Raw genomic sequence first — 20521 nt, 5'->3', positions numbered from 1 at the left:
GAACTGGCCGCTGACGCTGAGCGTGGTGTCTTCCTGCACCGCGCCGGCCTCGTTGCCCGCCACGAAACCGAGCACCGGCGCGTCGTTGCTGCCGGTGATGGTGACGGTCACCAGCTGTGTGTCGACGCCGCCGAGGCCGTCGCTGACCTGCACCGTGAACACTTCGTTGTGACTCTCGCCGGCCTGCAGCGATTGCACGGCACTGGCAACCCCATTGGTGCCATTGGCCAGCGTATAAGTCCACTGGCCGGTGTGGTCCACGGCGATTGAGCCAAAGGTGCCGGTATTTGACCCGACAATGCTCCAGCTCGCCGTGGCATCGTGATCGATGTCGGCCGMRCTGAACTGRCCRYTSACGCTGAGCGTGGTGTCTTCCTGCACCGCGCCGGCAGCATTGCCGGTCGCGAAGCTGAGCACTGGCGCGTCGTTGCTGCCGGTGATGGTGACGGTCACCAGTTGGGTGGCGACGCCGCCCAGGCCATCACTGACCTGCACGCTGAACACTTCGTTGTGGCTCTCGCCCGCCTGCAGTGATTGCACCGCACTGGCAACGCCATCGGTGCCATTGGCCAGCGTGTAGGTCCACTGGCCGGTGGGGTCCACGGCGATCGAGCCAAAGGTGCCCGTGTCCGTACCCGCAATGCTCCAGGTCGCCGTGGCATCGTKATCGATGTCGGCCGAACTGAACTGGCCGCTGACGCTGAGCGTGCTGTCTTCCTGCACCGCGCCGGCCTCATYGCCSGTCGCGAAGCTGAGCACSGGCGCRTCGTTGCTGCCGGTGACGGTGACGGTCACCAGTTGGGTGTCGACACCGCCGAGGCCATCGCTGACCTGTACGCTGAATACTTCGTTGTGGCTCTCGCCGGCCTGCAGTGACTGCACCGCACTGGCGACCCCATCAGTGCCATTGGCCAGCGTGTAGGTCCATTGGCCGGTGCTGTCGACGGCGATCGAGCCATAGGTTCCAGTTGGCGAACCATTGATGGTCCAACTGGCGGTGGCATTGTGATCGATGTCGGTCGAGCTGAACTGGCCGCTGACGCTGAGCGTGGTGTCTTCCTGCACCGCGCCGGCCTCATTGCCSGTCGCGAAGCTGAGCACTGGCGCGTCGTTGCTGCCGGTGATGGTGACGGTCACCAGTTGGGTGGCGACACCGCCGAGGCCGTCGCTGACCTGCACGCTGAACACTTCGTTGTGACTCTCGCCCGCCTGCAGCGCCTGCACCGCACTGGCAACGCCATCGGTGCCGTTGGCCAGCGTGTAGGTCCACTGGCCGGTGCTGTCGACGGCGATCGAACCGTAGGTGCCGGTGGATGGGCCATTGATGGTCCAACTGGCGGTGGCATTGTGATCGATGTCGGTCGAGCTGAACTGGCCGCTGACGCTGAGCTTGGTGTCTTCCTGCACCGCGCCGGCCTCGTTGCCCGTCGCGAAGCTGAGCGCTGGCGCGTCGTTGCTACCAGTCAGGGTGATGGTCACGTCCTTGGTCACCGTCGCCCCGACGTCGTCGGTCAGCGTCACCGTGAACACTTCGGTCTTGGTCTGGCCCTCGGCCAGGTACTGCGCCGCGCTGTTGTTCAGCGTATAGCTCCAGCCCACGCTGCCCACCGCGTCGCCGGTGCTCTCATCGCTCACACTGGCCACCAGCGTCCCCAGCGCCCCGGACGGCGCGCTCACGCTGGCCACATGGGCGTGATCGGCCAGGTCCACGTCGCCGAAGGCGAAGCTACCGCTGGTCACCGTGGTGCCGTCTTCGGTCACCGCCCCGCTTTCGATTTCTGCCGCCGTCACCGTCGGCGCGTCGTTGCTGCCGGTCAGGGTGATGGTCACGTCCTTGCTCACCGTCGCCCCAAAGTCGTCGGTCAGCGTCACCGTGAACACTTCGGTCTTGGTCTGACCTTCGGACAGGTACTGCGCCGCGCTGTTGTTCAGCGTATAGCTCCAGCCCACGCTGCCCACCGCGTCGCCGGTACTCTCGTCGCTCACACTGGCCACCAGCGTCCCCAGCGCATTGGCCGGCGCGCTCACGCTGGCCACATGGGCGTGATCGGCCAGGTCCACGTCGCCGAAGGCGAAGCTGCCGCTGGTCACCGTGGTGCCGTCTTCGGTCAGCGCCCCGCTTTCGACCTCGGCCGCCGTCACCGTCGGCTGGTCGTTGGTGCCGGTGATGGTGATGGTCACGGCCTTGGTCACCGTCGCCCCGACGTCGTCGGTCAGCGTCACCGTGAACACTTCGGTCTTGGTCTGGCCCTCGGCCAGGTACTGCGCCGCGCTGTTGTTCAGCGTATAGGTCCAGCCCACGCTGCCCACCGTGTCGCCGGTGCTCTCATCGCTCACACTGGCCACCAGCGTCCCCAGCGCACCGGCCGGTACGCTCACGCTGGCCACGTGGGCGTGATCGGCCAGGTCCACGTCGCCGAAGGCGAAGCTGCCGCTGGCCACCGTTGTGCCGTCTTCGGTCACCGCCCCGCTTTCAACCTCGGCCGCCGTCACCGTCGGCGCATCATTGGTCCCGGTCAGGGTGATGGTCACGTTTTTGCTCACCGTCGCCCCGAAGTCATCGGTCAGCGTCACAGTGAACACTTCGGTCTTGGTCTGGCCCTCGGCCAGGTACTGCGCCGCGCTGTTGTTCAGCGTATAGGTCCAGCCCACGCTGCCCACTGCGTCGCCGGTGCTCTCGTCGCTGACACTGGCCACCAGCGTCCCCAGCGCCCCGGCCGGCGCGCTGACACTGGCCACATGGGCGTGATCGGCCAGGTCCACGTCGCCGAAGGCGAAGCTGCCGCTGGCCACCGTGGTACCGTCTTCGATCACCGCCCCGCTTTCGATTTCTGCCGCCGTCACCGTCGGCGCGTCATTGGTGCCGGTCAGGGTGATTGTCACGGCCTTGGTCACCGCCGCCCCGAAGTCGTCGGTCAGCGTCACCGTGAACACTTCGGTCTTGGTCTGGCCTTCGGCCAGGTACTGCGCCGCGCTGTTGTTCAGCGTATAGCTCCAGCCCACGCTGCCCACCGCGTCGCCGGTGCTCTCGTCGCTGACACTGGCCACCAGCGTCCCCAGCGCCCCGGCCGGCGCGCTGACACTGGCCACATGGGCGTGATCGGCCAGGTCCACGTCGCCGAAGGCGAAGCTGCCGCCGGCCACCGTGGTGCCGTCTTCGATCACCGCCCCGCTTTCGATTTCTGCCGCCGTCACCGTCGGCGCATCATTGGTCCCGGTCAGGGTGATGGTCACGGCCTTGCTCACCGTCGCCCCAAAGTCATCGGTCAGCGTCACCGTGAACACTTCGGTCTTGGTCTGGCCCTCGGCCAGGTTCTGCGCCGCGCTGTTGTTCAGCGTATAGCTCCAGCCCACGCTGCCCACCGCGTCGCCGGTGCTCTCATCGCTCACACTGGCCACCAGCGTACCCAGCGCATTGGCCGGCGCGCTCACGCTGGCCACATGGGTGTGATCGGCCAGGTCCACGTCGCCGAAGGCGAAGCTGCCGCTGGTCATCGTGGTGCCGTCTTCGGTCACCGCCCCGCTTTCGACCTCGGCCGCCGTCACCGTCGGCTGGTCGTTGGTGCCGGTGATGGTGATGGTCACATTCTGCGTTACCGACGAACCATGACCGTCGCTGATGGTGACAAGGTAAGTTTCAGTGACTGTCTGTCCCTGGGCCAGGTACTGCGCCGCCGCATTGCTCAGGTTGTACGTCCATTGCACCGAACCGTTGGCCGCGTTCGCGGCTTCGCTTACCGGCGAGAGCACGAACGTACCAAGATGAGTAGCGTTGCCCCCCGCCGGCGCGAACGTCGCCATGTGCGTGTCACTCAGGTCGACGTCGTTAAAGACAATCGTGCCGCTGGCCGTCAGCGAGTCGGTCGCGCTCGCCGTGGTGTCGGCGTCTTCGGTCACCGTGCCGGCCTGCCCTCCGATGCTGAGCATCACACCATCATTCACGCCCGAAAACTGCACGGTAGCAGTGGCCCAACTGAGCGTTCCGTTGCCAAGACGAATCGCATAGGTAAAGCTGTCCGTCAGGAGTTCACCAGTGGCGAGCGCCTGGAGTTGTTCCTTGAACGCAGACGAGAAAGTAGCGGCGTCGTAGCCGACCTTGCCGTCCGAGGTGATCCAGATCCTTGCACCATTCAAACTGGTGTCAGAACTCGTCGCCTCAGCCCTCGCCGTATCCTGGGTCAGGAGGTCGGCCGGAGCATAAACCTTGGTGACAGTAGAAAGACTGTCCGCGTTGTCGAGTGACCAGAGTGTCTTCGCGTTGCCACCGAGGTCATTGGACATGACGTCCCAATACACGACCCCCAGCAGATTTTCAGTGGTGCTGAAGATGTCATCCTTCGCCTGCGGCGTGTTGGAAAACGAGGTAACGGTTCCGCCGCTTGTAGTTGTAGTGCTCGCCATGTCTTTCTCCCAAGAATGTCACCCTGAGCAAAAAAACGCCGTGGGCCGCTAACAGCCACTAGCCGTTTCTTCCTCAACCCACGAAAACCTCATTCCACCGGCACCAGCCGGCTGGCCAGCAGCTTCACGCCCGCCCCGGTCCTGCCGCCTTGTGGCTCAATGCGCACAATTTGTCCTTGAGCCTTGAACTTCATGGGGCCGCCGGGAGTGTCGAGTTCGATCTCGAAGTCAATCAAGCTACCCACCTGCAGCTCACTATCGGTTTCGAAATACAAACCGGAGGCGCTGATGTCACGGGTGACACCGTGGCTCCCGTCGGTCAGTTGCAGCGACAGGGTGACTTGTTCACGGGGCTCAACTCGGTATGTGCCTTTCATGGTTGCAGTCTAAAAACGACCGCTGCTTTCTACATGAGCGCGCTATCCCTTTTTTTCTGGGAGTCAATCAGCCATGAAAACAGGGCTTTACGGGACAAATGTCATGGGAGGGGGTGCCTGAAGCGCTATAGAAAAAAGCTACAGGCTGCAACGATTGCTATCATGATCAGCTAACACAACCCGTCTAAAGAGGCAGCGACCCGCATGCCAATTCAAGTCCTGTTAGTAGCACTACCGCTCGTGGCCTGGGGTCTTGAGCGTCTGGTGGAAAGCGCTCAACCGAGATTGATGCTGGCGGGTTCGGTGTCGTCGGTGGCGGAATACCTGCTTTCGCTGCACCAATACACACCAGATGTGGTGGTACTGGACCTGGACAGCGAGGACTGTATCGAGTCGCTGGCCGACTTGCACAGCCAGACCAAAGCCAGGATTCTGGTAGTGACAGGATCGAGCGACGTGGCGCTGCATGACAGTGCGGTGCTGGCGGGCGCACGTGGCGTGGTGGACAAGCGGGAGTCGGCCTCCGCATCGACATTGCTCAAAGCCATAGAAAAAGTGCATGACGGCGAACTCTGGATTGACCGCAATGCGACCAGCCGTATCTTCCTTGAACTGGCGCGCAAGAAAGCCGAGCGCGATATAGACCCGGAGCAACACAAAATCGCCAAGCTGACGCGCCGCGAGCAGCAAACCATCGCCTCGCTGGCCAGCGACCCCTCAGCCCCTGGCAAGTTGGTGGCCGAGAAGTTGCACATCAGCGAGCACACGCTGCGCAACCATTTAACATCGATCTACAGCAAGCTGGGCCTGACGAACCGCGTAGATCTGTACGCCTACGCACACAAGCATGGCCTTTCCACAGTCGATTGAGGACTGCGGCAATACGCCTTCTGCTTACACAGAATTCAGTTGTGTCGCATCGACCGGTTGAATCCACAGCCAAATGCAGACTTTAACGCTGGCACGCGGTTATGATCCGGGATAACCAGGCTCCCTTGGACCTACGCTTATGCCAGCCTCACAAATCCGCCCCTCACCCGCGCCACTGCTCAAACCAGGAGAGACGGTGGTCCTGTTCGACGGCGTCTGCAAGCTGTGCAATGGCTGGGTGAGGTTCTTGATTCGCCATGACCGCCAGCGTCGAGTGCGGTTGGCGGCGGTTCAGTCACCCGAGGGGCAGGCTCTGCTCGCGTGGGCAGGTTTGCCCATGGATCAATTCGACACCATGGCGGTGATCCGCGACCGACACTACTGGGACCGTTCGGATGCATTTTTCGAAGTCATCGCCCAGTTTTCCGCACTCTGGCGCCCCGTGAACCTGTTGCGCATCTTCCCTCGCAAACTTCGAAATTGGGCGTACGACCGCATTGCGCTTAATCGTTATCGGCTCTTCGGGAAATACGACACGTGCCTGTTGCCGGAGCCTGATCATGAACAGCGCTTTTTGAAAGCGCCCCTATGAACGCCCTCACACGCATTAACCGGATCACCCGTTCCAATCTGGCATCACCGCCAAATGGCTGCAAACGATGCTAGCGAAGTTTGCCTGGCCAGCTACCACCATCACCCTGAATACCCTTCAACTATCCCCTGACTGACCGGCTGCTTTCGGCTGTGGATTCAACCGGTGGTGAAAGGCAACAATCGGCCAGCAGCGGACTTTAGAATTGATGCTTGTCACCCTTATTGGAGGTTGTAAACGGTCCACAAGGCTGGGAGGCTATAGTGAGGTTTACCATAAGGACATGCTGAAATGAGAACACGAAAAATTTTAGTCACCGGTGCTGCGGGCCAGATCGGCAGCGCTTTTTGGACAGCGCAAGGCGATAAGTCAGATTTGCGTTTAGCCGATATAGACGTTTCAAAACTTCCGGACTCGGCACAACGTTTCTCTCTCGACATCAGGGATCAAGCCAGTTGCCTTGAAGCTTGCGAAGGCATACATACCGTGATTCATCTAGCTGCTGACCCTAACCCAGACGCCGATTTCATGACCTCCCTGCTTCCTGTGAATATTGTGGGGACCTACAACATGCTATTCGCCGCAAGGGCTCAAGGCTGCAAGCGCTTCATATTTGCGAGCAGTGCCCAGACTATTGAAGGTTATCCAAAAGATGTCCAGATACATGAATGTATGGCACCTAAACCAGGCAATCTTTACGGGGTCAGCAAAGTGTTTGGGGAAGCTCTCGCTTCGATGTATGCAAACGATGGTCACATGACAACAATCGCAGTCCGTATTGCAAACGTAGCCAAGTTTCACCAAGGGGAGAGCCACAGTCCCAGGGACGTAGCTGCTTTTATCAGTTTTAAGGATGTTGTCGCACTACTTAGAAATTGCGTTGAGGCCGAACTGAGCGGATTCCACGTTATCCATGGGGTCTCAAACAACAGGTATAAGCGCCTTTCTATTGATAAGACCAGAAAAGTTGTTGGATACGCCCCCCTTGATGATGGGTTTGAGATTCTGGAAGGAAACGCTCAATCTAATTGAACATGAGTAATACGTTAAGAACGACTAACTGATCCGACAGAAGTTGGCCGTATTTTGTCGGAGCCACTCTGATGATTTTCGAGAGACCGTATATGGACTCCTCCTCGTTGGGAAGCTTCCTTCGCTTTGGCGCCCGTGCCGACTGCACACGTATATTCGGCCTCTGGATACAGCATCGTTTCGATGCAGGGCCATGATGGGCTATTCGCGCGCCGGCTCCCAATCGCTTCTACGTGCTTTACGCACCTGGACACTTGAGGGTTTTGCCAACGCCGGTTCGACCGGTTTGCCATCGTTCGGGTTGCTTCGCAATCTGGGTAGACGGTTTGTTTACTCGTTAGACTTGTCGGTTTGGTAGATCAGGCCGCAGCCCGATCCGGTTGGTAATCAGTGTCGTTGCGCAACATCGCCCAAGCCATGCGTGCGGTTTTGTTCGCGAGTGCGATAGCGGCCACATTGGGATGTGAGCGCTCGGCTAAGCGGACGACCCACTGGCTAAGTCGATCGTCTTTGGACTTGGCTGTGCGCAGTGCCGACCGCGCACCGTGGACCATCAACGTTCGGAGATAAGCATCCCCACGTTTGCTGATGCCAAGCAGTCGATCCTTGCCGCCAGAACTGTGTTGCTTTGGCGTCAGCCCTAGCGAGGCGGCCAACTGTCGGCCATTGGCAAACTGTCGGGCATCACCGATGGCAGCAATAAGTGCGGTGGCGATCATCGGGCCGACGCCGCGCAGTTGCTGCAAACGGATGGCAGTCGGCTCGCTTGCCGCGATTGCAGATATTTCGCTGTCGAGTTGGCCAACACGTTCATCCAATGCGCGAAGGTCATCCCACAAGCCATTCAGCAGACGACGAAAGCGTGCCGTCAAACCGTTATCTGCATCTTCTAGCCAGCACGGTATTGCGCGACGCAGCATCAGTAATTCCTTCGGAGCAACGAGGCCGTACTCGGCGATCAACCCACGAATCTGATTGGCTTTGGCCGTCCGCTGTTCGATTAAGCTGGCCCGGATGCGATGCGTCGCCTGGATATCCTGTTGTTCGATGGTCTTGACGGCGACGAAGCGCATGCTGGGGCGGCTCATGGCTTCGCAGATCGCCTCGGCATCGTTGGCGTCGTTCTTGTTGCTCTTGACGTACGGTTTGACGAACTGCGGCGCGATCAGCTTCACCCGAAATCCGCGTGCTTGTAGTTGCCGCGCCCAATGATGTGCACCGCCACAACTTTCCATGCCGATCTCACAGCCGGGTTCGATCTTTTCCAGCACCGTTTGCAGCCAGCGATCACGAGGTAAACGCTGCCGCCAGATGGGTAGCTCATGACAATCCACGCCGTGGATCTGAAACACGTTCTTGGCCAGGTCGACCCCAATGCGCATAAGCTTCATGTGTGGACTCCTTCTCACCGTTGACTGTGGTTCGCACTTTCAGTCTGGCACTCAAGATGCCGAAGTGAGGAGGAGTCCATCCCACCGCTTCTGGCCGATTTATGCCTGTCGAGCAGGGCAGATTTCGACCCAAAGCAGCCCTTGATGTATGTTTGTTGTCGCCATGTGTTATTGGCATTCATGGAGGATTCGGACTGATGGCACGCGTGGGATTGATACTGACACCCGGTTTTGCGGACTGGGAATATGCTTTCATTGCTGGAACTGCGTCCCCGTTTTACGGGATCGACGTGAGGTTTTTCGCTTCTGCTACGGGGCAGTTCCGCTCGCAGGGTGGATTGGCTGTAACTGTCGATAGCAGTTTGCAACAATGTCTGGACTGGAAACCGGACGTTGTTGTCGTCATTGGAGGAATGGTCTGGGAACGTGCAGAAGCACCGGATATTCGAGACTTTCTTCATGCTAGTCGTTCAAGTGGAGCGACAATTGCCGGTATCTGCGGGGGAACGCTGGCACTTGCGAGGGCCGGGCTTCTCGACACGGTTGCTCATACCTCGAACAGCGCTGACTTCTTACAACAAAATGCCGTAGGTTATGAAGGGCGCACTCTTTATCGAAGCAGTCCAGTAGCTGTGGTTGCAGACCGCATCATAACCGCTCCAGGCCCTGCACCCGTTAGCTTCACCTGCGCAGTGTTCGAAGCTGCCGGGCTATCTTCAGAGATCATTTCTCAGTTCAGGTCAATGTTGGCAGCGGAACATCGGTGACCGCTTCGTCCCACAAAACAGCCGATCAGGTAATGCGTTCGAGTGGAAGCCTTTGGCCGATTCTATTGAAAAGTCGGCCATGGTTTGCGTATTGGAAAAGTACGCGTCCGAGGTTGAAATCTTTACTTTTGGCAGAGACTTCCGGACTCGGATTTCACGTAGCAGCGTGCAAAAAAGGCGTTATCACCAGTCAATGATCAGGCCGTTTGGGCAGAGCGACTTTTTCAGCAGAATCGGCCGATTTCTGACGGTTGACTGGCTAATTCAGAGATGAGCACGATCAGCGTATTAGCGGCGGTGCGGCTCTTATCGCTCGACCGGTATGATTTCTTCTGCCAGGACTTTCTTCGAAGATTTTCGCTGACTCATGTAAATGCACCCCAGTTCAAGGCGCTTCTTATCAGATGGTAGTAGTGCAAGAATTTACCCGGAAATGCCACCGCTGCGAGTACAGTCAGGACTGGGATGAGGTTCATGAATATCGAGACTCGTGGCGCACCCAGGTGAGCTATAGCGGTCATCCAAGCAATAGGTGCAATCACTGAATCGGCAATAGCCGCTTAGAGAAGGACTACGCTCAAACCCTTGGCGGCGCTCAGCATCGACGGTGAACCAATCACCTCGGACCACAACTTCAAGCGGCTCCTCACCACTGGCGGCTTATGAAACTCGTACTCTCCCGCAAAGGTTTCGACTCCTCCGCCGGCGGAGTCCCTAGCCCGCTACTGGAGGGGCGACCAATCTCGCTCCCCATCCCCACACGTATGCCGACGCCCATCACCTTCGGCGACCTGACCGAACCGATCCCGACACTTATCGAACAGCTCACCCGAGGCCGATACACGAGAGCAACACCTTGCCACCTCGATCCAGATCTTGATCCCCGCGTGCGCCCTCGCGCGCCTGGATGGCGCGGCGCACTCGGTCAGCTTGCCGCAGCTCAAAGTCATCTCGCCGGGCAAGGTGTCGGCGTCGGCGATTTGTTCCTCTTCTGGGGTCTGTTCCGGCCGGTGACGCAAATCCAGGGCCGCTGGTCATACGAGGGGCAACGCGAACATCGCGTATATGGGTGGCTGCAAATCGGGGAGGTCTTATCTCTGGGTGTCGATGGAACGCACGCGGCTGAACGCTACCCTTGGCTCGAAGAACACCCACACACCAGGGCCGGCTGGAAGGAAAACAACACGCTTTACATTGCTGCCGACCGTCTGATGCTGGACGGTCGCATAGCCCGGCAGCCGGGCTTCGGCCTGTTCAAGACAGGCTTTCGACTGACCGAGAGTCATGCGCTGCGCCCGTCCATTTGGTCGGTACCTGACTGGTTGAACTCAGCGCGCGGCGGAGTCGGCCTGACCTATCACCCATCGCAGCGCTGGTCGTCGTCCGGGACTCTGGAAGCCACCGCACGTGGTCAGGAATTCGTCGCAGACATCACGAATCGTGCCGATGCGCTCGCGTGGCTCGATCAGCTCTTTGCGCAGGAGGCATGTCGATGCGAGTCCACACCTATGTGATCGCCGCGGACGCGGGTTCCGCGCCAAACTACGATCCGCCGGCCGTTACGCTGTCTGTAATCGGCCAATACCCGACATTTCCCCCGGGCTCGATAGCTGGCATTTTCGGTCCACGTACTGTCACAACCACCGCACGAAAAATCCGTCATGACATGTCATGACCTCCTTAAAAAACGGACTTTGCCCAGCAAATACGGGGTTTAAAGGACGAACGGTCGAGAGGCGTCAAGCGCGGGGAATTGCCGGGAGATTGCAGCCACTACAGGCTTTTCAGGCAGGCACGTTCGTCGCGGTGAGGTGAACTTCACTCTCATCACGTGTCACATTAGGTCCTTGTCAAGTGAACTACAGAAGAGGTAAAGCCTTATGAGCATCGCCACAATTGTCAGTGCCGTGATTTCCAGTCTCGCACCCAGTGTCTTCGACCAGAACAGCCTGCAAGAACCCGGCGCGCATCTCTCCGCCGTCGACTACCACTACGGAATGGAAATCGATGTGAAACGGGTACTGCAGCGCACCGATACCTCCGACAAGACCGGCATGGTGCCGGTGACCCTGGTCTACGAAGACAGCGAGGGCGAGATTCACAAGCTTCGTTTCCTCGAATGGGGTGGAAGCCCTGCCGACCCCACCAGCATTGCCTGATCCGCGCAAGTTAAACCTCATTGGCACCCAGTGCGGATGATATTTATTGTTACCTGAAAGTGAAAACATTCGAATGACTGAAAGTTCATTCGCGAGCGTCACTCTTATCTTCGCAGCATCATGCCGCAAGATTAACTAATCGTAATGGCCGAGTCTTAACTGAAATCAGCAACGGTAAACTTTAATTATGCCGTGCCGAGAGCCAAGTCGATTCACTATTGAATCCAAGAGGTAACCATGGAACTTAGTATGTTTTCTTCGTCCACCGTGGAATATTTGCGCTTGGGCGTTGTATATTTCCATCTTATCGCCTGCTGCGTGGCAATCGGGTTGGTGTTGACCAGTGACATTGCAATGGTCCAGCAACTCTTGAAGGGCGATGTGTCGGGTCACCATGATGACGCGCACATGGACAGTCTTCAAAAAACCGTATCGATTGCACTTGTCTGGCTCTGGATTACAGGCATTGCTATTGTCGGGATCGATTATTCCGGCAAGGGAATGGAGTATTTCCTCAATCCAAAAATACAAGCCAAGATCGGCATCGTTGTGCTGTTGACCATTAACGGCTTCGTGTTGCATCGCGCTGTATTGCCGGCGCTGAAAAAAGCCGGCTCGTTACTGAAGCTCTCCTTCAGCCTGCGCATGCTGGCGCTGTTCTCGGGGGCGTTCTCTGGCGTGTCGTGGTTCTATGCCGCCCTGCTGGGTGTGGGTCGTCCGCTGGCCTGGAAGTACTCCCTGCTGGAGTTGCTGGCCGCCTATCCGGTGCTCATCGTCGGCGGTTTCGGAATGATGGTACTGCTCACCGTCTGGGCCAAAGACAGAGACGCCCAAGCGCGCCTGGAGCAAGGCACCGCGACACCTGGCAACGCCGCCCTGGCGGGCTGGTGAAGTCCGGTTGAACAAGGACGTTCAGCGCTCGCCAATGAATCGCGCTTTAACCGTTAACAAATTTCACTTGAGGATCCCCAAATGAAATCCATGAAAGTTCTCTTCGTAGTCGCCACCCTGACCGCTTCTTCTCTGGCGATGGCCACAGGTGGCGGTGACCGGACCGTCGCACGCATGGAGTCGGCCCGGAAAGTCTCGATGGAAACCTACCAGGTTGCCCAGAAACACAAGGCTGAAGCCTCCGTAGCTCAAAGCAAAGCCAAGGCAGCCGACCGCACCAACAGCTGATCTGTGGTGCGGCCTCAAGCCTCGAATGCAGCACCCAAGCCAGCTGACCTTTACGACAGAGTCATGACGGCAAGGCAAGCTTTGCAGGTTGAAGAATGCCCGTATCGTGAGATACGGGCATTTTTTATGGGGCCAGTATTTTTCGCTCTTGACGCGTGACCGCCCGGGTTTTCCTGAAGAAGATACCGTAGACAATCGACAGCACCAGCAGAAACGGCACACCGAACACCAGGGTCATCTTGAAGGCCTCAGTGAAATAGGTCGTGATCATCACCGCCCCCATCAGCACCAACCCCAGCAATGTGCTGTAGGGAAACAGACGCATCCGGAACGACAGTTTGCGGTTGCCATTGCGCTCGTGAAAACGACGGAAACAGAAGTGCGTGAGGAAGATCATGAACCAGGTAAAGATCGCGCCGAACATCGAGATCGCCATCATCAGGGTGAACGAACTTTCCGGGTACAGGATGTTGAGCAAGGTCGCCAGGGCGATCCCCGAGCTCGAGAGCAACAACGCGTTCAACGGGATCCCGGTCTTGCTCAACACACCCATGGATTTTGGCGCGTAGCCGGCACGGGACAGGCTGAACATCATGCGCGTAGTGATGTACAACTGGCTGTTCATCGCCGACAACGCCGCAATCAGGATCACGAAGTTCATCACGCCGGTGGCGCCGGGAATGCCGATGGCTTGCATCACCGTGACGAACGGACTCTGCGCATGGCCAGCCTGGACCCAAGGCACGATTGCCAGCATCAACGCCAGGGTCAGCAGGTAGAACACCACCAGGCGCACGATAGTCCCGCGAAAGGCTTTCTTTACCGCTTGCTCCGGGTCTTTTGCCTCACCGGCAGCCACCGCGATCATCTCCACGCTCAGGTAGCTGAAGATCGACACGATCACTGCAATCCACATCCCTTGCAGACCATTGGGGAAGAAACCGCCGTGAGCGGTGTAATTGTGCACGCCGTAGTCCGGATTACCGGAACCGAACACCACATACACCGCCAGGATGATGAAGCCGACAATCGCACCGATCTTGATGGTCGAGAACCAGTACTCGAAGGTGCCGAAAGTCTTCACGCTGATGGCATTGAGCACGATCAACACACTGGAGAAAGAGACGATCCATATCCACTCCGGCACGTTGGCAAACCAGTACTTCATGTACATCGCCACCGCCGTCACTTCCGTGCCGACCGCCAGCACAATCGCCGCCCAGTAGGCATAGCGCACCAGGAACCCGGCCAAGGGACTGACATAAAATTCGGCGTAGGCACCGAACGAACCCGAGGTCGAATGGGCCACGGTCATTTCGGCCAGGCAGCCCATCAACAGCAAGGTGATGATTGCGCCGATGGCATAGCTGAGTAGTACGCTCGGCCCGGCATAACCGATGGCATAGGCACTGCCCATGAACAGCCCGGTACCAATTGCACCGCCAATGGCGATCATGCTCATCTGCCCCGACGTCAGCTGACGCCGCAAACCGTGTTCACGGTTGGATATCGTTTCGAAACCGGAGTTATCGGTCATTTTTATGTCCTCTGGATTTTGTCTTTCTTGAAGAGCACGTCGTGGATTTAACGGTGGGGATCAGCCACGCACAGCAGGACACGGATCAGAAAATACTCAGCGGATATTCGATGATCACCCGGACCTCGTTGTTGTCCGTGGTGTCGGCACGGGCGACCTGCGCAGTGGAACGCACACTGGCCTGACGCACGCGTATTGAAAGATCCCTGGCCTTGCCCGACTGCACGACATAGCGCGCCTCGATGTCGCGCTCCCAGCGTTTGCCGTCATCGCCGTAACGTCCATAGGCGCCATTGGGTCCGCCGTCGTAATGGCTGTCATCGATGTGGTCGCCACTGACGTAACGCGACATGAAACTCAGGCCCGGCACGCCGAAAGGCGCCATGTCCAGGTCATAACGCAGTTGCCAGGAGCGTTCGTTGGGGGCGTTGAAATCGAGAACCTGAATCGAGTTGGCGAGGAAGATCGACGTGCCTGGCTGCTGGTCGAAGCCCAGGTAATCGAACGGCTCGTCGCCATCGACCCGCTGGTACGCCAGGGTCAACCGATGGGCACCGAACTTGTACGCGGTGGACAGCGACCAGGTGGTGTTGTCGATCTTGCCAGCCAGGCTCTGGCCACTGTCGTTGGTGCGATAGAGATTGAAATCCAGGTTCAGCGACTGGCCTTCGCCAAGGGCAAAGGTGTAGTTGGTATTGGCGTAGTACTGGCGCCAGATGTCGGTGAACTGCGAACCGTAGAGGCTGACACTCAGTTGATCGCTCAGCGCATAGCTACCGCCCAGATAATCGACGCTGCGGGTTTCCACGCCGGCGTACAGCGCTTTGAGCGCGCCATTGGCATTGGTCGAATTACTGTCGTTGCCAGCAGTGAAGTGACCGATGTCCAGTTGCAATGCCTTGAGTTCATTGCTGGTCAACTGAAAGCCGGTGGCAACACTGGTGAACAGACGCGCATTGCCAGTGCCGAACACCGGATTGAGCGGAGTCAGGTTGCCGTACTTGAATTCGGTCTGCGAAATCCGCGCCTTCACCGCACCGCCCGCTTCGGAATATTCATCCTCGGGACGACCATCGGCATCGACCGGCAGCAGACCCGTGCCCGTGCGTCCCTTGCCACTGTCGAGCTTGAGGCCCAACTGCGCATAGGCATCGACCCCGAACCCTACCGTTCCCTGGGTGTAGCCGGAGCGGTAATCGAGCATGATCCCGTGGGCCCACTCGTCCCGATAGTTCTGACCACCCGGGTTGTTGAGGTTATTGCGATAGAAATAGAAGTTACGGTTGGTCAGGGTCAGGCTGCTGTCTTCGACAAATCCGTTGTCAGAGGCGGCACAGGCCATTTGGCCAAGGCAACTGGAGATGGCGAGCGGCAAGGCAGGCCAGAGGGACAGTTTCATTCTGCGTGCTCCTTATTATTGTGATTGCAGAACTGGTTATTGCCGGCGGCCGAAGCCCTGCCGCAGGGAAGTTCCCGCAGCAGGACACGGACGCCTCAGGGTTCAGGTCACGCTGTGGCGAACCTGGAATTGCGCTTGCGACCAGGTGTTCCGGTCGAGGATCTCGCCGAGGATCTGTACCGCATCCCAGACTTCGGTGAAGGTCGTGTACAGCGGGGTGAAGCCGAAACGCATGATGTGTGGCTCGCGGTAGTCACCAATCACGCCACGCTCGATCRGGGCCTGGATCACCGCATAACCTTCCGGGTGTTCGAAGCTGACGTGACTGCCTCGTCTGGCGTGCTCACGGGGTGTGATCAGCTTCAGTTCRTGAGCCGCGCAACGCTGCTCGACCAATTCGATGAACAGGTCCGTCAGAGCCAGGGATTTGCGGCGCAAGCTGGCCATGTCGGTCTGGGCGAACACGTCCAGGCCGCACTCAACCATCGCCAAAGAGGTAATCGGCTGGGTACCGCACAGGTAGCGCGCGATGCCGCTGCTCGGCTCGTAATGCGACTCCATGGCGAACTGCCGCGAGTGGCCGAACCAGCCGGACAACGGCTGCGGCACCAGATCGCACAACTGTGGCGAAACCCAGACAAAGGCCTGCGAACCCGGCCCGCCATTGAGGTACTTGTAGGTGCAGCCGATGGCGTAATCGGCACCCGCCTGGTGCAGGTCGACCGGCACGGCGCCAGCGGAATGTGCCAGGTCCCAGATGGCCAGCGCGCCACATTCGTGGGTCAGCGCGGTCAGAGCCTGCATGTCGTGCATGTAGCCGGTCTTGTAATTGACGTGGGTGAGCATGACCACCGCCGTGTCCTGGTCAATCGCTTGCGGTAACGCTTCAGGACTGTCTACCAGACGCAGGGTGTAACCCTGTTGCAGCATCTGCGCGAGGCCTTCGGCGATGTACAGGTCGGTGGGGAAATTGCTCGATTCGCTGACGATCACCCGTCGCTGCGGCGACCTGGTGGCCTGAACGCGCAAAGCGGCGCCCAGCACTTTGAACAGGTTGATCGAAGTGGTATCGGTCACCACGACTTCCCCCTCCCCCGCACCGATCAAGCCCGCCAGGCGGTTGCCCAGACGCTCCGACAGCTCGCGCCAGCCTGCGCTGTTCCAGCTGCGGATCAAGCCGTTGCCCCACTCCTCGGCGACCACCGCTTGCGCCCGGGCCAATGCAGCGACCGGCCGCGCCCCCAAGGAATTGCCATCGAGATAAATAACGCCCTCGGGGAGCGCAAACTGCTGGCGCAGGGGCGCCAGCGCGTCCTGGGCATCAAGCGCCAGGCAACTGTTTCTTGTCGTCATTGGGTGTCCTGTTTTTTGTTATGCGACGCCATCCGGGCAGGTTGCAGCAGCCGGTTCAGGCGCCCTGAATAAAGGCAATTCACCTGATACTGATCAGTTAACACTCGAAATCTGTGGGAGCGAGCTTGCTCGCGATTGCGACAGGTCAGTCAACATTGATGTTGAACATTCGGCCCCCATCGCGAGCAAGCTCGCTCCCACAAGGACTGCAGTGTTCAGAAACCTAACTGACCGGAACCAGGTGATTCGCTTGCCTTTCGATGGAGAGATAATGAACGAACCTTTGAAGAATTTTCGTGCAAAGTAACCGGTCATATAGTAGTTATTTCGCAGAATATTCGAATCAATGCCCAATAACCGCGGATTTATTCAAACCATGAATCTTGACTCGACAGACCTGCGAATCCTGCATCAATTGCAACAGGATGGCCGTATCAGCAATCAGGAATTGGCGGAGAAAGTCGCCTTGTCACCGTCGGCTTGCCTGCGTCGTTTGCGCCTGCTGGAAAGCGAAGGAATCATCACCGGCTATCGCGCGGTGCTGAATGCCGAGCGGCTGGGCATTGAACTGGAAGCCATCGTTCATGTGTCGCTGCGACAGGACGTCGAGGACTGGCACGAGACCTTCATCAAGAAGGTTCAGCAGTGGCCGGAGGTGGTCACTGCCTATGTCGTTACCGGGGCGAGCAACTATGTGTTGCGGGTCCAGACCCGCAACCTCAAACACTTCTCGGATTTCATCGTCAACCACCTCAACCGTACCGCCGGCGTCACCGATATACGTTCGGAAATCGTCCTGCAAAAAATCAAGGAGCGCGAGCAATTGCTGGATCTGGTGGTACGCAAATAAGGACGCCGACCTTCAAAGCCCGTGCAGGCGCCGGGCTTCGTTGCGCTGCAGGGTCATGCTGGGGGTTTCGTCGAACAGCTTGCGGTACTCGGTGGAAAAACGCCCCAGGTGCATGAACCCCCAGCCCATGGCGATCGCGGAAATATTGCGTGCCGAACCGTGCTCAAGAATCTCCTGGCGCACGGCGTTCAAGCGGTACTTTTTCAGGTAGGCCATCGGCGACATGGCGAAGTGCTTCTTGAACGCATCGAACAACTTGAAGCGCGAAACGCCGGCAGCGGCCTCTATGTCCTCCAGGTGCAACGCTTCGCGGGCATTGTCGTGGATGTGCTGTCGAGCCCTGATCAGGTAGTGCGGCAACTTCACGCCCAGCACGTCCCGCAGCGCCTGCGAATAGTTGTTGGGCTGGGCCAGGATCAAGCCTTTGATCAGCGAGCTTTCAATGTCCCGGGTGAAGGCCACCTGTTCGAAGAGTTCGCTGCTGCGCGCAAGCTCATCGATGAAGTAACGCGCCATGCGCCACCACGACGCCGATGCGCCATCGATCGCATCCATCACCGGCTCGAAGCGCAGCGGCGCGTCCAGAGGCCGTTGCAACATCCCCTCCAGCGCTTCGCTCATCGCGATACGCGTAATCACCACCTGAACCTTGCGACAGTCACCGGAGATCGCCAGCAGCTGGTTTTCATTGGGCGAAACGATGACCCCTTGATCGCGGTCGGACCTGAGCACGCTGCCGTCCTTGCTCAGCTCCTGTTGGCCCACCAGCGGCAAGCTCAGGCTGTAGCTGCTGAAGTGCTCGGCGTCTTCGATATCGATGGTGACATCGGTGCCGTATTCGATAGTACCCAGGGTGGTGGCCATCGACTTGAACATGTTGGCGTTGTGATGAAAGCGGATCCGCTCGGGGTTCGCGCTCACCAGCCGATGGGGGCCGCAGATACCGGACATCCAGCTTCTGGCGGCCTCGAGGTCATCGCTGTCGACACGAATGTCGCGAAACTGCGGATCCACTTTGCTGCTCATCACGGTGCACTCACAGGCAATATTTTCGGCGCGCTCTGACGGCGCGTACCAGGCTGGAAAGGAGCAACTTCCACGCCACAAATCGTCGGCGCCCACTTAACGGACAGTGATCGGCAACCAAGCGGATAAGGCATGGCTGACAAAGCCGCAAAAGCACTCGACCAGCACTTGATGTAGCGCAAAACATTATCTGATTGGCGCAAACAGGTGCAGCCGTTTATCACCTGGTGCGGGATTTGTGTCATCGCTGCCCAACCAACTGTTACCTGCCGCCAATTTACGGACTGCCTTCGCCAACTGATCGGAAAGACCGCCACCCGCCCCGCTCCTCTAACGAGCGCACCGATTAGCCCAATAAAAAAGATTCTTCACGCAATCCCGGGGAACTCCAGGAGCCGGCTTGCCGGCGATGGAACTGATCTTCGAAAAGAACTGGATCTACACCTGCCAAGAAAGCTGGCTGGCCAACAACCACGACTTCGTGACCCTGCGCGCCGGCCGATGATCATCACCCGCGTTGCGACGTACTCAGCGGCCGCAGAATCGCCCTGACCGGACTGGCGTCCAGATGAGCAAAGCGCAGCGGCAAGGCGATCAGTTCATAATCGCCTTCCGGGACAGCGTCCAGCACGATGCCTTCAAGAATCGCCATGTGATGGCGGGCCACGGCACCGTGTGAATCCATGGTCCTGGATTGCTGGGGGTCCAGTGACGGCGTATCGATGCCAATCAAACGCACACCCAGGCTTGCCAGCAAGTCGATGGTCTCCCTGGCAACGGCCGTGAACCCTGAATCCCAGGCTGTCAGCGGCGCTTGTCGCCAGGTGCGCAGCAGCACGCGCTCGGGCACGTAGTGCAAACGTCCTTGCAGTTGCCCGGGCCGCACCAGTTCGCCGCTGTCCAGACAATGCAACACGCGGCAAGGCCCGATATAGACGTCCAACGCCACCTCGCCAATCGGCGCACCGTCAGCGCTGTAATGCAGCGGCGCATCGACGTGGGCGCCGGTATGCGGCGACAGGGTGATGCGTCCGACATTCACCGGACACTCGGGACCGTAGGTCCAGACGCGCTCCTCCTGGAACGGCGTGTCACCCGGCCAGGTCGGCGTTTCGGTACTCAAGGGTGGACTGATGTCCCACAACGTGATGTTTTTTGTCATCGCAATGCTCACCGGATTTTCCGAGTGAAATGATACGAGCGACAGCGGTGAAGATTCGTGCAAAAACCTTGGGTAACCGTGCGGGTTTTCGCACAATCCGCCGTGGATGAGCGCGATTTCGGCAGGAAATTTCAAAGCGTGTCGCTTCACAAAGTCCGGTACGGGACTCACTCAAACGCCATGCCGCCCTTCTTGTGGCGAACGACAATATGGATCAGCTCTCAGCGCAAATGCTGGAGTCCTGACTGGATTCAGCAGCCAGTTTCAACCGGTCCGCTTTACTGATGTATTTTGACTTGTTTTTCGGTGCCAATTTGGCACTGGCCTTTTTAGCGTTAGCCTTTAACAACTGGTTTATTTTTTTACGACGATTCATATTTTCCTACTCCTTTTGCAAGTGTTTGAATGATATCAGCTTAAAGAGCC

The 20521-nt window shown here is 58.5% G+C and carries 18 protein-coding genes and 1 pseudogene; 10 read left to right on the top strand and 9 right to left on the bottom strand.

The genetic code is table 11. The features are described 5' to 3' along the window. Together AC1DRN_RS24040 and AC1DRN_RS24035 are read right to left on the bottom strand one after the other, a co-directional pair. A partial coding sequence (locus AC1DRN_RS24040) for a beta strand repeat-containing protein (RefSeq protein WP_477786821.1) occupies window positions 1-4401 on the bottom strand: 4401 nt, incomplete at its 3' end. Between the two features lie 89 nt (window positions 4402-4490). Beyond that, the gene (locus AC1DRN_RS24035; protein ID WP_223463378.1) at window positions 4491-4778 is read right to left on the bottom strand and encodes a PilZ domain-containing protein; all 288 of its coding nucleotides are present in this window, start codon (window positions 4776-4778) and stop codon (window positions 4491-4493) included. Window positions 4779-4982: 204 nt separating this feature from the next. Here AC1DRN_RS24035 and AC1DRN_RS24030 point away from each other — a divergent pair, with 204 nt between their 5' ends. The 3 genes from AC1DRN_RS24030 to AC1DRN_RS24020 all read left to right on the top strand — a co-directional run bounded on the left by AC1DRN_RS24030 (window position 4983) and on the right by AC1DRN_RS24020 (window position 7272). After that, window positions 4983-5648: a LuxR C-terminal-related transcriptional regulator gene (locus AC1DRN_RS24030; protein ID WP_223463377.1), complete on the top strand. Its 666-nt coding sequence runs from the start codon at window positions 4983-4985 to the stop codon at window positions 5646-5648. Between the two features lie 139 nt (window positions 5649-5787). Next, window positions 5788-6240, top strand: coding sequence for a thiol-disulfide oxidoreductase DCC family protein (locus AC1DRN_RS24025; protein WP_223463376.1), 453 nt, complete (start codon window positions 5788-5790; stop codon window positions 6238-6240). A gap of 291 nt (window positions 6241-6531) precedes the next feature. Further along, a complete protein-coding gene (locus AC1DRN_RS24020) occupies window positions 6532-7272 on the top strand; it encodes an NAD-dependent epimerase/dehydratase family protein (RefSeq protein WP_457266142.1) in 741 nt (246 codons plus the stop codon). 359 nt (window positions 7273-7631) lie between these two features. On the opposite strand, the gene AC1DRN_RS24015 is transcribed toward AC1DRN_RS24020, so the two are convergent. Beyond that, window positions 7632-8663: an IS110 family RNA-guided transposase gene (locus tag AC1DRN_RS24015; RefSeq protein ID WP_223463374.1), complete on the bottom strand. Its 1032-nt coding sequence runs from the start codon at window positions 8661-8663 to the stop codon at window positions 7632-7634. Between the two features lie 197 nt (window positions 8664-8860). On the opposite strand from AC1DRN_RS24015, the gene AC1DRN_RS24010 reads away from it, so the two are divergent. From AC1DRN_RS24010 to AC1DRN_RS23990, 5 genes are all read left to right on the top strand, one after another. Then, a complete protein-coding gene (locus AC1DRN_RS24010) occupies window positions 8861-9430 on the top strand; it encodes a DJ-1/PfpI family protein (protein ID WP_223463373.1) in 570 nt (189 codons plus the stop codon). Window positions 9431-10092: 662 nt separating this feature from the next. After that, window positions 10093-10944, top strand: coding sequence for an Nmad3 family putative nucleotide modification protein (locus AC1DRN_RS24005; protein WP_223463371.1), 852 nt, complete (start codon window positions 10093-10095; stop codon window positions 10942-10944). Between the two features lie 366 nt (window positions 10945-11310). Then, window positions 11311-11589 carry a DUF2790 domain-containing protein gene (locus AC1DRN_RS24000; protein ID WP_223463370.1) on the top strand — a complete coding sequence of 93 codons (279 nt, stop codon included), beginning with the start codon at window positions 11311-11313 and terminating at the stop codon, window positions 11587-11589. A 237-nt stretch (window positions 11590-11826) separates the two neighbouring features. Then, entirely contained in the window at window positions 11827-12480 is a 654-nt protein-coding gene (locus AC1DRN_RS23995; protein ID WP_223463369.1) for a hypothetical protein, read from the top strand. Window positions 12481-12561: 81 nt separating this feature from the next. Further along, window positions 12562-12768, top strand: a complete 207-nt coding sequence (locus tag AC1DRN_RS23990) for a co-regulatory protein PtrA N-terminal domain-containing protein (protein WP_223463368.1) — start codon at window positions 12562-12564, stop codon at window positions 12766-12768. Between the two features lie 124 nt (window positions 12769-12892). Here the strand turns inward: AC1DRN_RS23990 and AC1DRN_RS23985 are convergent, their stop codons facing one another. The 3 genes from AC1DRN_RS23985 to kynU form a co-directional block, all read right to left on the bottom strand. After that, window positions 12893-14305 carry an amino acid permease gene (locus tag AC1DRN_RS23985; RefSeq protein ID WP_223463367.1) on the bottom strand — a complete coding sequence of 471 codons (1413 nt, stop codon included), beginning with the start codon at window positions 14303-14305 and terminating at the stop codon, window positions 12893-12895. 85 nt (window positions 14306-14390) lie between these two features. Next, on the bottom strand, window positions 14391-15704 hold the full coding sequence (locus AC1DRN_RS23980; protein WP_223463366.1) for an OprD family porin: 1314 nt from the start codon (window positions 15702-15704) through the stop codon (window positions 14391-14393). Window positions 15705-15806: 102 nt separating this feature from the next. After that, window positions 15807-17057 (bottom strand): kynureninase, encoded by a 1251-nt coding sequence (gene kynU / locus AC1DRN_RS23975; protein ID WP_477786820.1) that lies wholly within the window; start codon window positions 17055-17057, stop codon window positions 15807-15809. Window positions 17058-17433: 376 nt separating this feature from the next. Here kynU and AC1DRN_RS23970 point away from each other — a divergent pair, with 376 nt between their 5' ends. Next, window positions 17434-17907 (top strand): Lrp/AsnC family transcriptional regulator, encoded by a 474-nt coding sequence (locus tag AC1DRN_RS23970; protein ID WP_223463364.1) that lies wholly within the window; start codon window positions 17434-17436, stop codon window positions 17905-17907. Window positions 17908-17919: 12 nt separating this feature from the next. Here the strand turns inward: AC1DRN_RS23970 and AC1DRN_RS23965 are convergent, their stop codons facing one another. Continuing rightward, window positions 17920-18933: an AraC family transcriptional regulator gene (locus tag AC1DRN_RS23965; protein ID WP_223463363.1), complete on the bottom strand. Its 1014-nt coding sequence runs from the start codon at window positions 18931-18933 to the stop codon at window positions 17920-17922. 409 nt (window positions 18934-19342) lie between these two features. Here AC1DRN_RS23965 and AC1DRN_RS23960 point away from each other — a divergent pair. Next, window positions 19343-19435: pseudogene (locus AC1DRN_RS23960) on the top strand (hypothetical protein); the annotation flags it as partial. Between the two features lie 6 nt (window positions 19436-19441). Here the strand turns inward: AC1DRN_RS23960 and kynB are convergent. Together kynB and AC1DRN_RS23950 are read right to left on the bottom strand one after the other, a co-directional pair. After that, a complete protein-coding gene (gene kynB, locus AC1DRN_RS23955; RefSeq protein ID WP_223463362.1) occupies window positions 19442-20095 on the bottom strand; it encodes an arylformamidase in 654 nt (217 codons plus the stop codon). Between the two features lie 214 nt (window positions 20096-20309). After that, on the bottom strand, window positions 20310-20471 hold the full coding sequence (locus tag AC1DRN_RS23950) for a DUF2986 domain-containing protein (RefSeq protein ID WP_223463361.1): 162 nt from the start codon (window positions 20469-20471) through the stop codon (window positions 20310-20312). Window positions 20472-20521 lie beyond the last annotated feature (50 nt).

The organism is Pseudomonas sp. P5_B3 (assembly GCF_056400405.1).
Note: the sequence above shows the minus strand (reverse complement) of the source record. Positions and strands in the feature narration are given on the sequence as shown.

Coding starts and splice junctions, on each gene's coding strand:
- AC1DRN_RS24030 (WP_223463377.1), top strand. CDS start 4,983: ATGCCAATTCAAGTCCTGTTAGTAGCACTACCGCTCGTGGCCTGGGGT.
- AC1DRN_RS23965 (WP_223463363.1), bottom strand. CDS start 18,933: ATGAGCAGCAAAGTGGATCCGCAGTTTCGCGACATTCGTGTCGACAGC.
- AC1DRN_RS23980 (WP_223463366.1), bottom strand. CDS start 15,704: ATGAAACTGTCCCTCTGGCCTGCCTTGCCGCTCGCCATCTCCAGTTGC.
- AC1DRN_RS23990 (WP_223463368.1), top strand. CDS start 12,562: ATGAAATCCATGAAAGTTCTCTTCGTAGTCGCCACCCTGACCGCTTCT.
- AC1DRN_RS24025 (WP_223463376.1), top strand. CDS start 5,788: ATGCCAGCCTCACAAATCCGCCCCTCACCCGCGCCACTGCTCAAACCA.
- AC1DRN_RS24020 (WP_457266142.1), top strand. CDS start 6,532: ATGAGAACACGAAAAATTTTAGTCACCGGTGCTGCGGGCCAGATCGGC.
- AC1DRN_RS24015 (WP_223463374.1), bottom strand. CDS start 8,663: ATGAAGCTTATGCGCATTGGGGTCGACCTGGCCAAGAACGTGTTTCAG.
- kynB (WP_223463362.1), bottom strand. CDS start 20,095: ATGACAAAAAACATCACGTTGTGGGACATCAGTCCACCCTTGAGTACC.
- AC1DRN_RS23950 (WP_223463361.1), bottom strand. CDS start 20,471: ATGAATCGTCGTAAAAAAATAAACCAGTTGTTAAAGGCTAACGCTAAA.
- AC1DRN_RS23995 (WP_223463369.1), top strand. CDS start 11,827: ATGGAACTTAGTATGTTTTCTTCGTCCACCGTGGAATATTTGCGCTTG.
- AC1DRN_RS23985 (WP_223463367.1), bottom strand. CDS start 14,305: ATGACCGATAACTCCGGTTTCGAAACGATATCCAACCGTGAACACGGT.
- AC1DRN_RS24010 (WP_223463373.1), top strand. CDS start 8,861: ATGGCACGCGTGGGATTGATACTGACACCCGGTTTTGCGGACTGGGAA.
- AC1DRN_RS24005 (WP_223463371.1), top strand. CDS start 10,093: ATGAAACTCGTACTCTCCCGCAAAGGTTTCGACTCCTCCGCCGGCGGA.
- AC1DRN_RS24035 (WP_223463378.1), bottom strand. CDS start 4,778: ATGAAAGGCACATACCGAGTTGAGCCCCGTGAACAAGTCACCCTGTCG.
- AC1DRN_RS24000 (WP_223463370.1), top strand. CDS start 11,311: ATGAGCATCGCCACAATTGTCAGTGCCGTGATTTCCAGTCTCGCACCC.
- AC1DRN_RS23970 (WP_223463364.1), top strand. CDS start 17,434: ATGAATCTTGACTCGACAGACCTGCGAATCCTGCATCAATTGCAACAG.